We start from the raw sequence: 15,707 nt of genomic DNA on the forward strand, positions 1-15,707 counted from the left end.
CCAAGCTTGCGGCATCCTTTGTGACTTTGAATAAAGGCGGCCATATGTTACGTACGCCAAAACCGCCTTCTTCGAGCGGCGGCACATGGATTGCCGCTGCAGATTCTCCACCGCCCTCTGGCACACTAACGATGGTTCGTGAGACGGTCCGAAGTGGGCCTCGGTCCTGCCGCGGATCTCCGGGTGTCGGCCTGTAACGCTTGTCGTGTACGGGCCTATGTTCTGCTCGCGAGTGTTTCCGACACGCTCTTGCGGCCTGACCGATCTTCCACTGGGGGCTGGGGTACAGCCTTCCGGAAACACGTCAGGGGCTGGGCGTTGCCGCTGAAGAACTGGCGGGGCGAGCGGGCGCTGGCGCCTGGTGGCTGAGGTTGTTGATCAGCATGCCCATGGCTACTTGTGCGCCGACGACGATCAGGGTGCCAGCGAGAACAGCGAGGATCAGGGCCAGGGCCAGCTTTTTGACTGCTCTCATCTCAGGGATGCTACCGCCGGATTGGTCGGCGCCTCCGGAGTGTCGCTTCGGCTTGTAGAGTTCAGGGCACCATCGCCGCGTAAAGACCACATCCACCAGGTCCTCTTCATCGCCCTCTCCTTGCTCGGGCTGCTCCTGCCAGTGCGGGCATTCTTCCCACGGTGCCGAACAGTTTTCGGCTGAAGGACCGGCTGTGCTCAGGCCTGCCCACGTGGCTGTGGTCGAGCGGCGCGCCTGGACCTCTCAGTAGGCAGTCCCGTACGGAACCGGTTCCTTCTTCATCCGCAGGAGGCCGATCGAGCGCACGATGATGAACACGTTGGTGATGAGTCCGCCGTACTGCGGTGCGCCTCCGGTCAGGGCGGACCGGATCAGCAGGAGCACGATGAGGACGATGACGATCGCGGAGAGCACGAGGCTGGCGATCACGGGGGCGGAGGAGATGCCGCGGCGGGCGACGATGTTCCAGACGCCGACCCCGAGGTACGCGAGGGCGACGAGGACGTAGACGGCGATGATGAGCACGGCGTTCATCAGGGCCGGCTGCGAGACATAGCGGCCCTGGGCCTCGAGGGCGTTCACGGCCCGGACGACGGAGGCGATGTTCTCGTAGGCGTAGAAGGCCACGCCGACGCCGAGGATCAGCCCGGCGATCCCGACGGAGAGGCGCCACCTCCGCGAATGCTCGGCCTCATGGGCGCTGAGGAACCGGATCCCGCGGTGGGCGGGGTTGAACTGGGTCGGCCACGGCTGGGGGCGGGCGGGAGGAGGGGCCTGCCGGAGGGGTGGCGCTTGGGTCGGCTGGCTCGGCCATGGCGATGCTGGGGGTTGCTGCGGCCAGGGTTGCGGTCCTGGCTGGGGGTGCTGCTCGCTCATGGTGTGCTCCTTCGCACGTGGTTGGGCACTGCCTGCGCTCCCCGTCTTCTGGGGCTGTATGTGCCCGTCAGGAGACGGTGATGGTGCCGTTGGTGTAGGTGATCTTGCCGCCCTGGAAGTTCTGGGCTGTGCCGTTGGGCACGGGGTAGACGTCACTGGTGGGGTAGCCGAGGCGGCCGTTCTCGTAGCCGAGCTGGGCGTAGCGGGTGCGGATGGGGCCGGTGGATTCGTGGGCTCCGGTTGCGGGGGACCAGACGATGGCCCCGCCCTGGTAGAGCTGGTAGACGCCTCCGTCTTTGAGGCCGCCGGTCTCATCTGAGGTGGGGTAGCCGAGGACGCTGGTCTCGTATCCGAGCTGGCCGTAGCGGGTGCGGATGGCGCCGGTGGATTCGTGGGCTCCGGTGGCGGGGGACCAGACGATGGCCCCGCCCTGGTACATCTGGTACACGCCCCCGCCCCAGAGGCCTCCGGTCTCCTCCCCGGTGGGGTAGCCCATCGTCCCGTTCTCGTATCCGAGGCGGCCCCACGCGGCGCGGATTCCCCCGAGGGAGGCGTGGGCCCCTGTGGCGGGGGACCAGACGATGGCCCCGCCCTGGTACATCTGGTAGACGCCCCCGCCCTTGAGCCCGCCGGCCTCGTCGGTGGTGGGGTAGCCGAGAACGCCGTTCTCGTACCCGAGCTGGGCGTAGCGGGAGCGGATGGCCCCGGTGGAGGTGTGGGCGCCGGTGGCGGGGGACCAGACGATGGCCCCGTAGTCGTACAGCTGGTACACGCCCCCGCCCTTGAGGCCGCTCATCTCGTCGGTGGTGGGGTAGCCGAGCGGCCCGCTTCGGGGGAGGACGAGGTTCTTGAATATGCCGGTCTGCGCCGGGATGACCGCGAGCCATTCGCTGCGGATCGCCCCGCGGGAGACGTACAGGTACTGAGAGGATCCGGGGATGACGGCTCCGCGCTGGTAGGTGCGGTACCGCCAGCCGTCTGAGAAGGTGCTCACCGGGCCCGTGGCGCTCCCGAGTCCCCAGGCGGCGGCCTTCGCATCCATGCCCTGGCTTATGTCGCGCTGTAGGACGGTGAAGGGCACTGCTGCGTATCTGTAGCCGCCGCCAGCCGTCAGCCATGCTGAACCGGCGGGGAAGCCGTCGCCGAGGACTGCGGTATAGGTGAAGGTGCCGTCGGCGCGCGCGGTGGTCTGCCCGAAACTCGTGGTTTCGGATCCTCCACCCACGAGGGGGGCATATAGGCCAACTGAGACGGACTGGCCAGCCTGGAAGTTCCAGCCCGTCACCGTGATGCTCGAGCCGAACCCTTCTGAGTTGGGCGACACACTCAGCCCGGGGGTCACGTTCAGGAGCACGCTTCGCGAATAACTTCCGGCCGAGCTCACCGTCACCCTGTGGGCTTGTTGGACGGCATCTGGGGGGAGGGTGATTTCGGCCCTGAAGGTGCCGTCGGGGCCGACGGTTGCAGAGCCGACGGGGACGGGATTCGAGGGGGTGGCGTCGAAGGTGATCGTCGCGGCCGCCCCGGGGATGTAGCCGGTTCCGGTCACTGTCACGGTCGCGCCCGCGGGTGCCCCGTACGGGGCGGGCAGAGTTGAGAGGGTAAATGCGGGTGCCGGGTAGGCCGGGCATGACGCGGGCAGCGCGCCAGCGTCAAAGGGCACGGTCCCGGCGCCGAGGCCACCGTAGTTCTCGACGTTGTAGCGGACGAATCCGGCTGCATCCGTCAGGCCGGCATCGGGGTCGGTCAGCGTGCCGGTGATGGCCAGGCCGCTCAACTGGCAGGAGTAGTCCAGGGTCCAGCTGCCGTAGGTGTGGACGGAGGTACCCGTGACGCCCGTGATGAGATTGCCAGCTGGATCATGGCACGCCGTGAGCGGGTAACTGTCCGTCCTTGTCGTCCAACGAGACAGGGGCGGCGAGGCGTACGTCGAGGCACCGATCGTGGTGGTCATCACCGCGTTCGGATGAAAACTCGCAGCGGTGCCCACACAGCGCGGATCCGTGAAGGTGACGGTGGCGCCGAGCATCACTTGGTAGTCGATGGTCCCGGACCCGTTGGCACCGCCGTAGTAGATGGCACCAGTGATGCCCCATCCCTTGGGATCGGCTGCCGACGCTGGCGCTGCGCCGGTGACGAGGCCGGCGCCCACGAGCGCGATTCCAGCGAGCACGGCAAGGCAGGCGCGAATGCGCGCAGACAGCGTTTCCAAGAATTCCCCCAAGCCCCCAAAGCCAGTCCCATGAATACCGGCTGGGCCAACGTTACGGGCGAAGAGCCGCGCCGACAATGTTTTCGATGGCTGGTTCCAGAAGACACTGTCCTGACGTGGTCTCACCTGCGCGAACCTCCCCCAACCAGACGGTTACCGGCCGGCGGGGCAGCCCGATTCAGGGCCGGGATGAGGGGGTCTCCACGCCTCGTGTATGGCGGGCTGCGACAGCGGTGCCGAGTGGCTAGCCTGCAAGGGATCGTGATCGCCTGTAGAACGTGGCGCGGGACATCCCGAGATCTCGGGCGACCTGCGCAGCGGGTTCGCCGCCTTCGACCAAGCGGACAGCGCTGCGAATCTGGCTGTCGGTGATCCGGCGCGGCCTGCCGCCGAGATCCTTCCCGGCCTCTCTGCGCTTGCTGATTGAGTCGATGACGCGTTCGCGCTTGATCTCGTGCTCCATCTGCGCGAGGGCGGCCATGATCGTGAACAGCATCGAGCCCATGGGCGTTGCCGTGTCGACGTCGCCGCCTCCGAGGTTCAGCACCCGCAGGCCTGCGCCGCGGCGGCGGAGTTCGTCAGCGAAAGCGAGCATGTTCTGGGTCGATCGCCCGAGCCGGTCCAGCGTGGTGATGACGAGGGTGTCGCCCGTGATCAGTGCGTCGAGTGCCCGGTCAAACTGCGGACGGGATGCCCGGGCGCCGGATACGCCGTGGTCGACGTAGAGGTCGTCGCGTCGGACGCCGGCGGCCAGGAGGTCTGCCTGCTGCCGGTCGGTGGACTGCTGTCGCGTCGAAACGCGGGCATAGCCGATCAGCTTTGGCATGTGCTGCTCCGATGTGTCTCGTAACCAATGGTTGACACATCGATTCAATCAGAAGGTTTTGAGACATAGTTGTGAGAAACGCCGACCGAAGGCCAACTCCCGTGCCTTCGCCGAAATCTCCAGCTCTGGCGTCGGGTCCCCCGACGGTCGCCGAGACGTCTCGTATCCCCAGGGTTACGAGACGCACGGCGTGTAGCGTTTGGCCCCCTTCAGCGGGCAGTTTCGGGGCAGAGCATGCGGGAATCCGTGAGGGCCGGATCCCCAGGAAAGTGACGGGGAAGCCGATCACGGCCTGGGACGCCCAGCTGCGGGTCCCCTTGCGGACAACGGGTAGGTCCTCTGTCCATCGCGGGACATCCGTAATACGATTGTCTGCATGGGACGTGAGATGCGCGGTCGGGAGGTCTCGGAGGCCGAGGTCGACCAGTGGGTCGAGGAGGCAGAGGCCGGCTACGACGTCGAGGAGCTGAAGGCGCGGATGGGGCGCCCGGCGCGGGGTGCGGAGGCGTCGCACGTCGTGCCAGTGAGGCTGACGGTCGAGGAGCTCGCGGCGGTCATGGCCCGGGCTGAGCGCGAGCACCTCAACCGTTCCGAGGCGATCCGCGCCGCCCTGGCTGCCTGGTCGCACGCGGCGTGATCGTCCGTCGCTCCGCACTCAAGCATGGGATCAGCTCCGAGGACGGGATCGAGGCGGCGACCTGGCCTCTGGTGTCGGTCCCCCTGGACGACGAGGATCCTCGCAGGTCCCTCCGTCTGGGATTCGATACCCATGGTCGGCTGCTGGAACTCGTGGTGCTGGTCTGGGACGACGGCACCGAAGAGCTCATCCATGCGATGAAATGCCGTCCCCAATACCTGGGGATGCTCGGCTAGCACTAACGGCAGGGAATCGAAACCGGTCCGGTTGTGCGGTCACCGATCCGTTCCTTCTCCCAATCCGGCCCGAGGTCTCGAAACCTCTGTGTCTCGGAACGCATTGGATGCAAGATCCCGGGCTCGCCGGATCGGAAACGTGGCCTCATGGGCGATATGCCTGTCCGGAGGGGGCCCGGGCCGAGGCACCCGCTCGGGCGCGCCAGCGCCGCCTACCTCGCCGGCAACCGCGCACGTCTGGAGGAGATGGCCCGGGACGCGGGCCTGCGCGACCCGGCCGGCTTCGCCTGGTCCTTCCACATCCTCGTCCAGGGCTCGATCATCGCCGACTGCGAGGGCGACCCGGACGCCGTCGCGCACGCCCGCGTCGCCGCCGCCCTCCTCCTGGACCACCACCGGCCCCCTGCGCACCCCTGACCCCGCGCAAGGGAACGCCCCGTTGCATCCCCGGCTGCCGAGGAGGGCAGATCCGAAACCGTCAAGATGCCCTTAGGACCCGGGGCATTCGCGCCTCGCCGATGGCTCGCTCGGGGCATGCGTCCGGATTGAGGATATTCCGCTCCGGGGTGAGGCAGGCCAGATGGTCGCGGAGGCGCGAGAACCAGATGGTCGCGGAGGCGCGAGAAGCGGGCTAGGGTCGGCCTTCCTACTGGGTGGGCCGGCCCGGGCTCGGGCAGTACCTGGACCAGGGAGCTGCCGGGAGCAGGCCTGTCCGATCACTGCGTCGAAGACGTCGAAGACCCCGGCCAGGGCCTCGGGTCCCACCGCGTGCTGACGGCGGCCCCGATCACGGCCCTGCGCTCCGGGTGGAGGCGGTCGAGGTAGGCCGGGGCGACGGCGTCCTTGGACCCGAAGGCAGCGTAGAGGGCCGCCTGCGCAGCGCCGCAGGAGGTCAGGATGTCCTCCACGCCGGCGGCGCGGATGCCGCGCTCGGCGAAGATCCGGTACGCGGCGGCCTCGATCCGCTCCCGCGGACCGTCCCCCTCAGCCAGCGCCCCCGTTGCCCTGGGGTCGGGGGCTGTTGGCGGCGGCACGCCTGCCCGCCGCGGGGAGGCCGTGGGCGCGGATGTCCCGCAGCACGAACTCGCACCGGTCGACCGTGGTGGGGCCGGTGGACTCGGGATGGTAGCTGACCAGCACGACGCAGCCGAGCCTGGGGACGGTCTCGCGGGCCTGGAGGCACACCTGGATCCCCTTCCCGTCGACGAGCTGCGAATCAAGGACGGCCACATCCGGGCCCAGCGCCCTGATGCGCCCGAGCGCCTGGCGGGCCGATCCGCTCTCGCCGACGACCTGGATCCCCTCGTGCTTGAGCAGGCGCCGTATCTCCTGGCGGGCGAGCTCGTTGCCGACCACGAGGAATACCCTCACGCTGGCGGTCCCGGTTGGGCGGTGGGGACACCGCCTGGGGTCGAAGCGAGGAGCTTGAGCTTGGTGCGGTTCATGGGTGCCAGGATTTGATCGAGACGTCCTCTTCTGTCTGGGAATCCGTCTTCTGGCGGCCTTGGGCGTCAGTCGGTGAAGTCATCGACTCTTACCGACTTGATGCCGTTCAGGGCTGAGAGCGCCTGGACCAGTCTGGGCGGTGATGCGTTCCCTTCTAGCTCGAGTTCGATCTCAACCAGGTTCCGCTCGGCCGGGAGGGCATCGTTGAGCGGGGCCATCCGGTCGAGGACCCCGGGCGGCTCCTCGGGATCGAGCGCCTGGTGCATTTCGAAGCCGTGCACGACGAGCCCTTCGGACGTGCATGCGAAGAGTATGCGCCTGAGGGCACCGGTGCCATCCTCGTATTGGACGTGGACGGTGTGGTCGCGGCTGGGGCCCATGTGCGTCTTGCGCACGATGTAGGGGTAGCCGAGCACGACGAGGAAGTGGACGAGTGTCACGAAGGCTGCTGGGACGACAAGGCCTGCGCCCGCTGAGGAGCCGATGGCGGCCACGAGCCAGATCGAGGCGGCTGTGGTGAGCCCCCGGACCTTGTTCCTCTTGACGAAGACGAGGCCGGCGCCGACGAATCCGATTCCGGAGACGATCTGCGCGGCCATGCGGGAGGGGTCGAGGGTGACCAGGCCCGCTTCCTCGACGTCGTAGAAGCCGTACTTGCTGACCACCATGAAGAGGGCGGCTCCTACGCCGACGAGGGCGTGGGTCCGCAAGCCGGCTGACTTCTGACTCATCTGTCGTTCCACGCCCACCAGGGTGGAGAGGGCCAGGGCGATTGTGAGGCAGAGCAGTTGCTGCCAGGAGTCCATTCGGCTGGTGAACAGAAGCAATGTCGTCCTTTCGCGCCTGAGCCCACTGCGCCGCGCGTTCGGATGGGGGGGTGGGATCAGGCCGTGGCCGGACGCTGGTGCTCCGGGGCGGTGATGGCTTTCAGTGCCCCCTGCGGGGGCGTGGGGCGAGGGGGGTTGGTGACGCGGTAGGTGAGGATCTCTGTGCCGTGGACATCCTCGCCGTCATCAGGGGCGACGTGCAGGAGCACTTCGCCGCCTTCGCGGGTGAGGACGAACGGGTTCCGGAAGACGCTGTGGCCTGCGGCGCTGAAGAGCGGTACCGGGACGTCGGCGGTGATCCGGCGCTCATCGAAGTGCACGGTGCTGACCCCTCCGAGCTCGTACGTCCCGCCGTGCGCGTCGGGCAGTTCGGAGATTCCGGCGCAGATGATCCGCCCCGAGCCGTCGTACTGGCCTTCCTGGGCGTCCAGGTGCCAGCTCGGGTTGTCCCAGGCTTCGCAGTCCCGTGCCGTCGCGCCGCCGGCCAGGGTCCAGCGGTAGAAGCGCCGTGACCCCCAGCCCGCTCCGTAGAGGGCGCCCGCGTCCAGGTCCGGGGCGAGCCAGGTGAGGTGGTCGTCCACCTCGAAGCGTTCAGTGAGCTCCAGTGTGTGCGGGTCCAGCGTGTACACAAGGCTGCGGGAGTTCGCGCGGTACTCTCCCACGGGCACCCAGAGCGGACCGCCCGCGTAGTCGATCCCGCTGGGGTGGTAGGCATCGCCGTCGCCGACCACCAGGTCTGCCGCGAGTGTCCCGTCCGGCCCGATGACGAGGACGTGCCCCCGGCCCCTGCCGGGGGTGCGCCGGGCAGGGTCGTCCGAGCCCCCAATCGGGGCCGGGCGCTCGTGGACTTCGACGGTCGAGAGGAAGATCTTCCCGTCGGCGAACGCCATGCCCTGCGGGTGGTGCGTCGGGAACCGCAGGGGGAGCCGGTGGACGAGCTCGAATCGCGTGCGGCGGGTCCACGATGCGACCTCTGCCGAGAGGCTGCCATCCCTCGGCGGCTCAGACCACATGGCGCGCCTCCTGTGCAGAACGGCGCGCGGTGGCCCAGAGGGCGTAGAGCTCCGACGCGTGCTCGCGCCTGGCCGCCAGGATGCCGCCGGACTCGGGCCACGCGGTCTCCTTGCCGTTGTCGTCGACGAGGACGCCTCCGGCCTCGCGGACCACGAGGGCGGCGGCGAGGTGGTCGATGGGGTTGAAGCGCTCGATCACGGTTCCCACCCCGCGGCCTGCTGCTGGTCCGGCCAGCGCGAGGGCCCCGGATCCCATGATCCGCACGGTGCAGAAACGCTCACGGAGCATGTCGAGGAAGGTCTCCATGCCAGGCCATGCGGAGTGGCCGTGCAGCTCGGTGCTCACGATCGTCCCGGCCAGGTCGGCCGCGGCGTGCTCGGACGGCGGCTGCAGCTCGAGGCGCTGTCCGTCGATTTCGGCTCCCAGTCCCGCTACGGCAGCAAACACCTGCCCGTGCCAGACGTCGCCGAGGACGGCGACGAGCGGCTCGCGGTCGATGGCCAGGGCCAGTGAGAAGGCGGTCCAGGGGACGCCGTTGGCCAGGTTCGAGGTCCCGTCGACGGGATCGACGTACCAGCAGGGAACTCCGGGCTGGGCCGAGCCCCCCATCTCCTCGCCGACGACGGTATGGCCCGGGAGGCGTTCGGCGATGACCTGGCGGACGTGCTGTTCTACCGCGAGGTCCACCGCGGTGACGTGGTCGGCGGCGTTCGCCTTCGTGCGGACGCGTCCGAGGTCGGCGCTGCGGGTGAAGGCGTTGGCCCACTGTGCGAGTTCGTGGGCGACGGCGGCGGCCGCTACCAGCTCGGCACCTGCGAGCCGGGTGGGGCGTGGCGCCCGTTCCCATGCTGCGCGGCCTTCGGCGGATACCTTCTGCAGCATGCCCAGCCGGTTGGTGGTGACGGCGTCCGCGCCGAGGGAGAGGACCCAGCGCATGGCGTCCTCGTCGTCGACTGTCCAGCAGGCCACGCGTAGCCCGGCCGCGTGGACGGCATCGACGAGGTCGCGGCTGAGCACGGGGTATTCGGCGTTGACGACCTCGGGACGCAGCCGCTCGAGGAGCTCTGCGGGCGGGATGTCGCGACGGTTCCAGGGGAGCCAGATGCTCGCCTCGGGATCGAGGTCCCGGACGGCGCTGACGGCCTCGAGGCTCCCGCACCAGGCCACCCGTGCCCCGGGCGCTGAGCCCCGCACGACGGAGACGGCGGGGGCAGCTGCGTCGGGGGTGTCCATGTCGATCAGCAGGGTCGCTGCCGTCCCGGCCACGAGGGCCACGGCCTCGGCCAGGAGCGGGATGCGCTCTTCGCCTGAGCCCAGCCCGGCCGCCTCGGCCCAGTCCATCTCGGCGATGGGCCGGTCCACGCCCCAGAGGCGTTCCAAAGTGGGGTCGTGCAGGAGCACCACGTGGCCGTCCCGGGTCACGCGGACGTCGACTTCGATGAAGTCGGCTTCTGCTTCGAGGGCGGAACGGACCGCAGCCAGGGTGTTCTCCCGGCGCTCCACCGCGGCCCCGCGGTGTGCTGTGGCCCAGAGGGTCCCGTGGCGGCCGGAGCCGGGCGACGTGGTGCTCATGCTGAAGCTCCTTGGCCGACGAGGCGTCCGTCCTCGAACTCGAACCACCTCACGATGCGGGCCGAGCCGCTGGCCCCGACGGCGGGGGGCACACCGGTCGCATAGGCCCGCAGCAGGGCGTCATCCCGGCGCAGGTAGAGCTCGGCGAAGTGCCCGCGCGGGACCACCCGCTCGACCGTCGCGGGCAGGCCGTCCGGGTGCGCTTCGGGGGAGAAGAGCACGTCTTCGGGGCGGATTCCCACGATCCCTGCGCCCGCCACGAGGCGGCCGCCCTCGATGCGGCCCTCGAGCCGGTTCAGGCTTCCGATGAACGTTGCCACGAACTCCGTCGCCGGCGCGCTGTAGAGGTCCGCGGGGGTGCTGAACTGCTCGATCCGGCCGGAATTCATGACGGCGATGCGGTCCGACATCGACATCGCCTCCTCCTGGTCGTGGGTGACGATGAGGGTCGTGATGCCGAGCCGCTGCTGGATCTCGCGGATGTCCTCGCGGACCTTGACGCGCAGCTTGGCGTCGAGGTTGGAGAGCGGCTCGTCGAGCAGGAGGAGCTCCGGCTCCTGGACGAGGGCGCGGGCGAGGGCCGTGCGCTGCTGCTCGCCGCCCGAGATGCGTGCCGGCCGGGAGTCCCTGTGGTGCAGGAGGTTGACGAGGGCGAGGGCGGCGTCGACCCGTTCTGCGATCTCTGCCTTGGGCCGCCTGCGCAGCTTGAGGGGGAAGCCCACGTTCTTCGCCACGGTCATATGCGGCCACAGCGCGTAGTTCTGGAAGACCATGGCGCTCGGTCGCTGCTCGGGCCCCAGATGGACCACCTCGCGGCCCCCGATCCTGATGGATCCGGAATCCGGGGCGAGGAACCCGGCGATCATGCGCAGGGTGGTCGTCTTGCCGCAGCCCGACGGTCCGAGCAGGGACACGAGCTCGCCGGGCTGGACGGCCATGTCGAGGCTGTCGATGATGGTGCGGCCGCCCAGGACCTTGTGCAGGCCACTGATCTCGAGCCCCGCAGGCTGAGTCCGTTCCGGCGCCAGCGGCGCGCCTGCTGTAGCGGTGCTCGAGGTGGTCGGTGTCGTGGTGTTCATGGGTGCCTCTACTTGATCTGGAAGCCCTCGGCGAGCTGGCCGCCGACGATGTGCTTGTGCGCGGCCAGGAGCAGCGCCACGGAAGGGATGGCGAGGAGGATCGAGAAGACCGCCGCCACCTGGGTCGGGTAGTTGAGCACGAGGGTGTACATCTGGGTCGGCATGGTGAAGTAGTCCGGCGCGCCGACCAGATAGGTGCCCTGGGCCTCGTCGAACGAGGCCAGGAAGCTCATGATGGCCGCGACGAGGATGCCCGGCAGCGCCATGGGCAGGGTGACGCTGAAGAACACGCGCACCTTCGATGCCCCGGCATCGCGCGCGGCCTCCTCCAGGCTGCGGGGGACTGCGGCGAATGCGGCCGACGGGATCCACGTCATGAACACGACGGTGCCCAGCAGGTGCACGATCAGGATTCCCAGAATGGAGTTCATGAGGTTCAGCGTGTAGAACAGCGCCGCAAGGGAGACGAAAAGACCCATCTTGGGGAACGCGTTGGCGGCGAAGAGCCCGATGAGGAAGAGCCGCCGCCCGGGGAACTCGAACCGCGCGAACGCCCAGGCGGCCGGAAGGCAGATCAGCGCTGAGACCAGGACGGTGATGGGGGCGAAGAACAGCGAGTTCTGAACGGCGACCCCCAGCGCCGCGTCGTGGAAGACGACCCCCCACCACTTGAGGGTCCACCCGTCCGGCAGCAGGTTCGGGTAGGTCCAATTCGTCGCGAACGCCCGCACCGCCAGCCAGGCGAGGGGGCCGATGATGAACACCGCCAGCGCCAGGGCGAAGAGGACGGCCAGGACACGGGACAGTGCTGTGCGCGCGCCGGCACGAGCCGGGCGTTCCTCGGGGACCACAGCGGTGGTCGGGGCGGCTGTCGTCTGAGCCATCACACGGCCCCGCTTTCCTTGGCTGACCGGAAATTGGCCCACACGTACACCGCTGCGATGCCGGCGGCGATCGCGAACACCACGAACGCCATGACCACCGCCTGCTGCGGCTGGTTGAACGCCGAGAAGTAGTTCGACATCGCCACGCCGAGCATGTTCGGCGAGTTCGGGCCCGTGAAATAGGGCACCGTGAAGGAGCCGAGGATCCCGATCGCCGTGAACGTCGTCGCGATGACGATCGGCACCCCGGCCATGGGGACCACGATGCTGGCGACCACCCTGATGAAGGGGGCCCCGGCGTCGCGCGCCGCGTCGATCATCGCCTGGGGCACGGCCTGGATGCCCGAGGTGACCAGGAGGGTCGCGAAGGGAAGCGAGGTCCACACCGAGCCGATGACCACGGTCACGATCGTGAACGAGAACACCGGGAAGCCCAGACCGAACTGCGCGGCGAGGCTGCGCAGGAACCCGTCCGCGGAGTAGAAGCCCAGGATCGCCCACGAAGCGATCACCACCGGGATGAACAGCGGGACCACAGCAAGGGCTGAGAGAACCTTGCCGACCATGCCGCCGGCGAACTTCAGGTAGAGCCCGATGCCCACCGCCAGGGCAATGACGATGGAGGTGCTCACCACCGCCACGGTCACGGTCATGGCCAGATCGTCGACGAAGCGGGAATCGGAGAAGAGGTCCGCATAGGCGCCGAAGGTCGGGGCGCCGTGCGCCTCGTGGACGTTCTGGCCGATGACGGAGATCGTGTGGTTCAGGCCGCCCGTGAACCCGAAACTGAATCCGAGCGCGAGCACGATCGGCACGCCGATGAACAGGGCGATCAGCAGGATCGGCGGAAGCGCCATCACGAAGCCGCGGGTCCGGCCAGGGGCGGCGGGGGCCCTGGACGCGGCGCCCCGCGCCCCGTGTGGGGTCTGGGGATCAGTCTTCACTGCCCCGGCACCTTCTGGTCCCACAGGTTGTTCAGGTCCTTGTTCATCTGGTCGAAGTAGCCCTTGCGGAGGTCGTTCGTGTTGGCGTTCGCGAACTTCTCCTGCAGGTCCTTGGGCAGCTTGTCGAGGGAGATGGCCGGGTAGCCCGAGATGTCCTTGACGATCATGGCCTGCTGCTCCGGCTGCAGGACGAAGTTCGCGAGCTTGAGCGCGGCGTCCTTGTCAGGCGCGTTCACGGGGATGCCGAGGTAGGCTGCCCCGCCGGTGAAGGACGGGTCGGAGATCTGGGTGGCCTTGATGGTGGCCGGGATCGAGCCGTTCGCCGTGCCGGTGATGAACTGGTCTGACCAGACCGGTGCCATGGAGATCTGGCCGTTCGCGAGGAGCGCGAGCGTCTGCTGGTTGCCGTTCGGGTAGACGCCCTTCTGGTACACGTACGGGTTCAGGCCCTTCAACACGGCGAAGCCCTGGTCCCAGTAGGACTCGAGATCCTTCTCGTACCCGACCGTCATCTTCTGCCGGGCATCCGCGGGGACGTACTTGTCCAGGACGGTGGCGACGAAGGCCCCGCCGGAGCCGCCCGACTTCGGCGAGTTGTAGGTGAACTTGCCCGGATTCGCCTTGATCCACGCAAGAAGGTCATCGAGCGTCTTCGGCGGCGTCGGAACGGTCTTGGTGTCATACGCCAGCAGCACCGAGGACCCCCGGTACGGGATGGCGCCGGTGCCACCGGCCTTGATGACGTCGGCAGGGATGTCGGCAAGCGCGGAGACCTTCGACGGATCGACTGGCTCGAGGAAGTTGGCAGCGGAGGCCTTCGGCACGAAGCCACCGTCGACCAGGTCGAATCCGGGGTCCTTCTTCTGCTCCACAGAGCTCGAGAGCTTCGCGAGGGTCTGGGCATCGTGCTCGCCGTGCAGATCGATGGCGACCTGGACCTTGTAGCCCGGGTTCGCCTTCTCGAACGCCGGGCCGAGGTCCTTCTCCCACAGGTTCTGGATATTGGTGTCACCGCTGATGAAGACCCTGACCGTCTTCGAGCCGGAATCCCCTCCGCTCTTCGCGGAGGTGCTGCTCTGCGCGCACCCGGTCAGCGCGAGGGCCGCGGCCGCGACAGCCGAAGCGGCCCACATGAGCTTGAGCTTCGCCATAGAAGCCTCCTATTTCGATCACTTGTGCAGAACGTCCGAATTGCCTTTATCCCACCCTCGTCTTCCAACGAGTTCCCAAGACCAATGCTGCATTCGCCACTTTGTTATGTCAATAGATTGTCCGTACCAAACATGCGGGGAGAAAAGGGCGCGGGCCAGCGGAAAATGCGCCTGCGAGAGGACATTCTCGAAGGAGTGCGCCGGGTGTCCCGATTCGCCGCTCCGGTTTATTGAGCGGACTCCGCTATACGAAGGCGGTTTTCATATCCTTCGTGGCTGACGCCGGTCGGGCCGGAGCCGGGGGGGGCGAGGCAAGAGGCGTTCTAGGGTGAAATTCCTCCTGGGGCGAGTATCCCGACCGAATGGTCAACGCTCGCGGGAGCGAAGACCTTCCGCATGACCAGCGCCGTCAGTCCACGGACCGCGCTGCGGTCATCCGGCGCTCCGGGCTCGATCAGAAGCCCGTCCGCGATCCTGTCGACGACATTCGCGAAGACCGTTTCGCGCACGCCGTCCACGAATGGCGGCAGGGATCCTATTCGTCCTCCGAGGACGAGGCGATGGGGATTGATCGTGGTCACCGTCGCATCCAGGGCGCTACCGAGCATCTTCGCCGCTGCATGAAGTGTCCGGCAGACTTCGGCGTCGCCTCCTTCTGCGGCCGAACGAATATCGTCAAGTGTGCGGCGACCGCTCCCACTGAGCCGTTCGGATATCGCAAGGCCCGAGCTGAATGCAGCCAGGCAGCCGTGGCGCCCACAACGGCAAAGGGGCCCGTCGGGCGCCACGCGGATATGGCCGATACTGCCCGCGGCGCCGTGCGCGCCCCTGAGGATCGATCCATCGACCACGATTCCGCAGCCGATTCCCGTGCCCACCTTGACGTAGACGAGAGTCTCATCATCGTTCGAGCGTTCACCGAGGCCGCCCGCCATGGCATCGTTCTCCACGACCAGGGGGACGTCCCATGCCCGGCCGACGGAGGTCACCACGGCATCCGAATCCCACTGGGGAACAGTCGTGGCGTGAACCACCCGTCCCGTGCCAGTCTCAACAGGGGCCGGGAGGCCCACCCCCACGCCGACGAGGATCTCGCTGTCATCCCCTTCCAGGAGCAGCGACCGCCCCACCTCGATCAACGGTGCCAGCACGGACTGGGCCGGAGCCGTGATGTCATGCCGCACCACGACCGAACGCAGCGGGGACCCGTCGGTGTCGGCGACGCTGACGGTAGCGCGAGTCTGTCCCAGCGCGAGCGTCAGAACGATTCGGCCGCGGTCGTCGAAGCGGATGTTCCGGGGCCGGCGCCCGACTTTCACGCCGAGGGACTCGGCCTCGTAGATATAGCCAGTTCGGGCAAGTGCGTCGAGGCGCTCGTACAGCGTCGCCCGGGACATGCCAGTGGCCGCGAGGAGCTCTTGGCGCGACAGGCCTCCGGCTGAACGGATGAGTTCCAGGATCCGGCCGTGCGAGGCCGCGACCCCGGCGCTCCCGGGCACTCCTTCGGACATGACACGCTCCGGTTGCC

Annotated in this window: 17 protein-coding genes; 3 read left to right on the forward strand and 14 right to left on the reverse strand. The window is 68.1% G+C overall.

Annotation, left to right across the window (positions count from 1 at the left end):
• Positions 1-304 precede the first annotated feature (304 nt).
• The 4 genes from SA2016_RS21300 to SA2016_RS04260 all read right to left on the reverse strand — a co-directional run bounded on the left by SA2016_RS21300 (position 305) and on the right by SA2016_RS04260 (position 4,389).
• The gene (locus tag SA2016_RS21300) at positions 305-475 is read right to left on the reverse strand and encodes a hypothetical protein (protein ID WP_157089109.1); all 171 of its coding nucleotides are present in this window, start codon (positions 473-475) and stop codon (positions 305-307) included.
• Positions 476-718: 243 nt separating this feature from the next.
• Positions 719-1,351, reverse strand: coding sequence for a hypothetical protein (locus tag SA2016_RS04250; protein ID WP_066495669.1), 633 nt, complete (start codon positions 1,349-1,351; stop codon positions 719-721).
• A 67-nt stretch (positions 1,352-1,418) separates the two neighbouring features.
• A complete protein-coding gene (locus SA2016_RS22475; protein ID WP_066495671.1) occupies positions 1,419-3,524 on the reverse strand; it encodes an LGFP repeat-containing protein in 2,106 nt (701 codons plus the stop codon).
• Positions 3,525-3,807: 283 nt separating this feature from the next.
• Positions 3,808-4,389: a recombinase family protein gene (locus SA2016_RS04260; protein WP_066495673.1), complete on the reverse strand. Its 582-nt coding sequence runs from the start codon at positions 4,387-4,389 to the stop codon at positions 3,808-3,810.
• Positions 4,390-4,765: 376 nt separating this feature from the next.
• Between SA2016_RS04260 and SA2016_RS04265 the strand changes: the two genes are divergently transcribed.
• From SA2016_RS04265 to SA2016_RS21305, 3 genes are all read left to right on the forward strand, one after another.
• Complete coding sequence (locus SA2016_RS04265; RefSeq protein ID WP_066495681.1) at positions 4,766-5,026, forward strand: ribbon-helix-helix protein, CopG family; 261 nt, start codon at positions 4,766-4,768, stop codon at positions 5,024-5,026.
• Entirely contained in the window at positions 5,023-5,262 is a 240-nt protein-coding gene (locus SA2016_RS04270; RefSeq protein WP_066495683.1) for a hypothetical protein, read from the forward strand. The genes SA2016_RS04265 and SA2016_RS04270 overlap by 4 nt, the downstream gene beginning before the upstream one ends.
• 147 nt (positions 5,263-5,409) lie before the next feature.
• Positions 5,410-5,679: a hypothetical protein gene (locus SA2016_RS21305; RefSeq protein ID WP_141305692.1), complete on the forward strand. Its 270-nt coding sequence runs from the start codon at positions 5,410-5,412 to the stop codon at positions 5,677-5,679.
• Between the two features lie 299 nt (positions 5,680-5,978).
• Here the strand turns inward: SA2016_RS21305 and SA2016_RS21720 are convergent, their stop codons facing one another.
• The 10 genes from SA2016_RS21720 to SA2016_RS04320 form a co-directional block, all read right to left on the reverse strand.
• Positions 5,979-6,296 (reverse strand): TetR/AcrR family transcriptional regulator, encoded by a 318-nt coding sequence (locus SA2016_RS21720; protein WP_066495685.1) that lies wholly within the window; start codon positions 6,294-6,296, stop codon positions 5,979-5,981.
• The gene (locus SA2016_RS04280) at positions 6,247-6,633 is read right to left on the reverse strand and encodes a response regulator (RefSeq protein WP_169803045.1); all 387 of its coding nucleotides are present in this window, start codon (positions 6,631-6,633) and stop codon (positions 6,247-6,249) included. Before SA2016_RS04280 ends, SA2016_RS21720 begins: the two co-directional genes overlap by 50 nt.
• Positions 6,634-6,773: 140 nt before the next feature.
• On the reverse strand, positions 6,774-7,514 hold the full coding sequence (locus tag SA2016_RS04285) for an MgtC/SapB family protein (RefSeq protein ID WP_066495698.1): 741 nt from the start codon (positions 7,512-7,514) through the stop codon (positions 6,774-6,776).
• Positions 7,515-7,591: 77 nt separating this feature from the next.
• Positions 7,592-8,548, reverse strand: a complete 957-nt coding sequence (locus SA2016_RS04290) for a DUF6454 family protein (RefSeq protein WP_066495700.1) — start codon at positions 8,546-8,548, stop codon at positions 7,592-7,594.
• Entirely contained in the window at positions 8,538-10,121 is a 1,584-nt protein-coding gene (locus SA2016_RS04295) for an inositol monophosphatase family protein (protein ID WP_066495703.1), read from the reverse strand. Before SA2016_RS04295 ends, SA2016_RS04290 begins: the two co-directional genes overlap by 11 nt.
• Positions 10,118-11,200, reverse strand: coding sequence for an ABC transporter ATP-binding protein (locus tag SA2016_RS04300; protein WP_084249301.1), 1,083 nt, complete (start codon positions 11,198-11,200; stop codon positions 10,118-10,120). Before SA2016_RS04300 ends, SA2016_RS04295 begins: the two co-directional genes overlap by 4 nt.
• Before the next feature lie 8 nt (positions 11,201-11,208).
• Positions 11,209-12,084 (reverse strand): ABC transporter permease, encoded by an 876-nt coding sequence (locus tag SA2016_RS04305; protein ID WP_084249302.1) that lies wholly within the window; start codon positions 12,082-12,084, stop codon positions 11,209-11,211.
• Positions 12,084-13,028, reverse strand: coding sequence for an ABC transporter permease (locus SA2016_RS04310; RefSeq protein WP_066495706.1), 945 nt, complete (start codon positions 13,026-13,028; stop codon positions 12,084-12,086). The genes SA2016_RS04305 and SA2016_RS04310 overlap by 1 nt, the downstream gene beginning before the upstream one ends.
• Entirely contained in the window at positions 13,025-14,179 is a 1,155-nt protein-coding gene (locus tag SA2016_RS04315) for an extracellular solute-binding protein (RefSeq protein ID WP_066495708.1), read from the reverse strand. Before SA2016_RS04315 ends, SA2016_RS04310 begins: the two co-directional genes overlap by 4 nt.
• Before the next feature lie 323 nt (positions 14,180-14,502).
• The gene (locus tag SA2016_RS04320; RefSeq protein ID WP_066495713.1) at positions 14,503-15,690 is read right to left on the reverse strand and encodes an ROK family transcriptional regulator; all 1,188 of its coding nucleotides are present in this window, start codon (positions 15,688-15,690) and stop codon (positions 14,503-14,505) included.
• Positions 15,691-15,707 lie beyond the last annotated feature (17 nt).

Source organism: Sinomonas atrocyanea (assembly GCF_001577305.1).
Taxonomy (GTDB): Bacteria; Actinomycetota; Actinomycetes; order Actinomycetales; family Micrococcaceae; genus Sinomonas; species Sinomonas atrocyanea.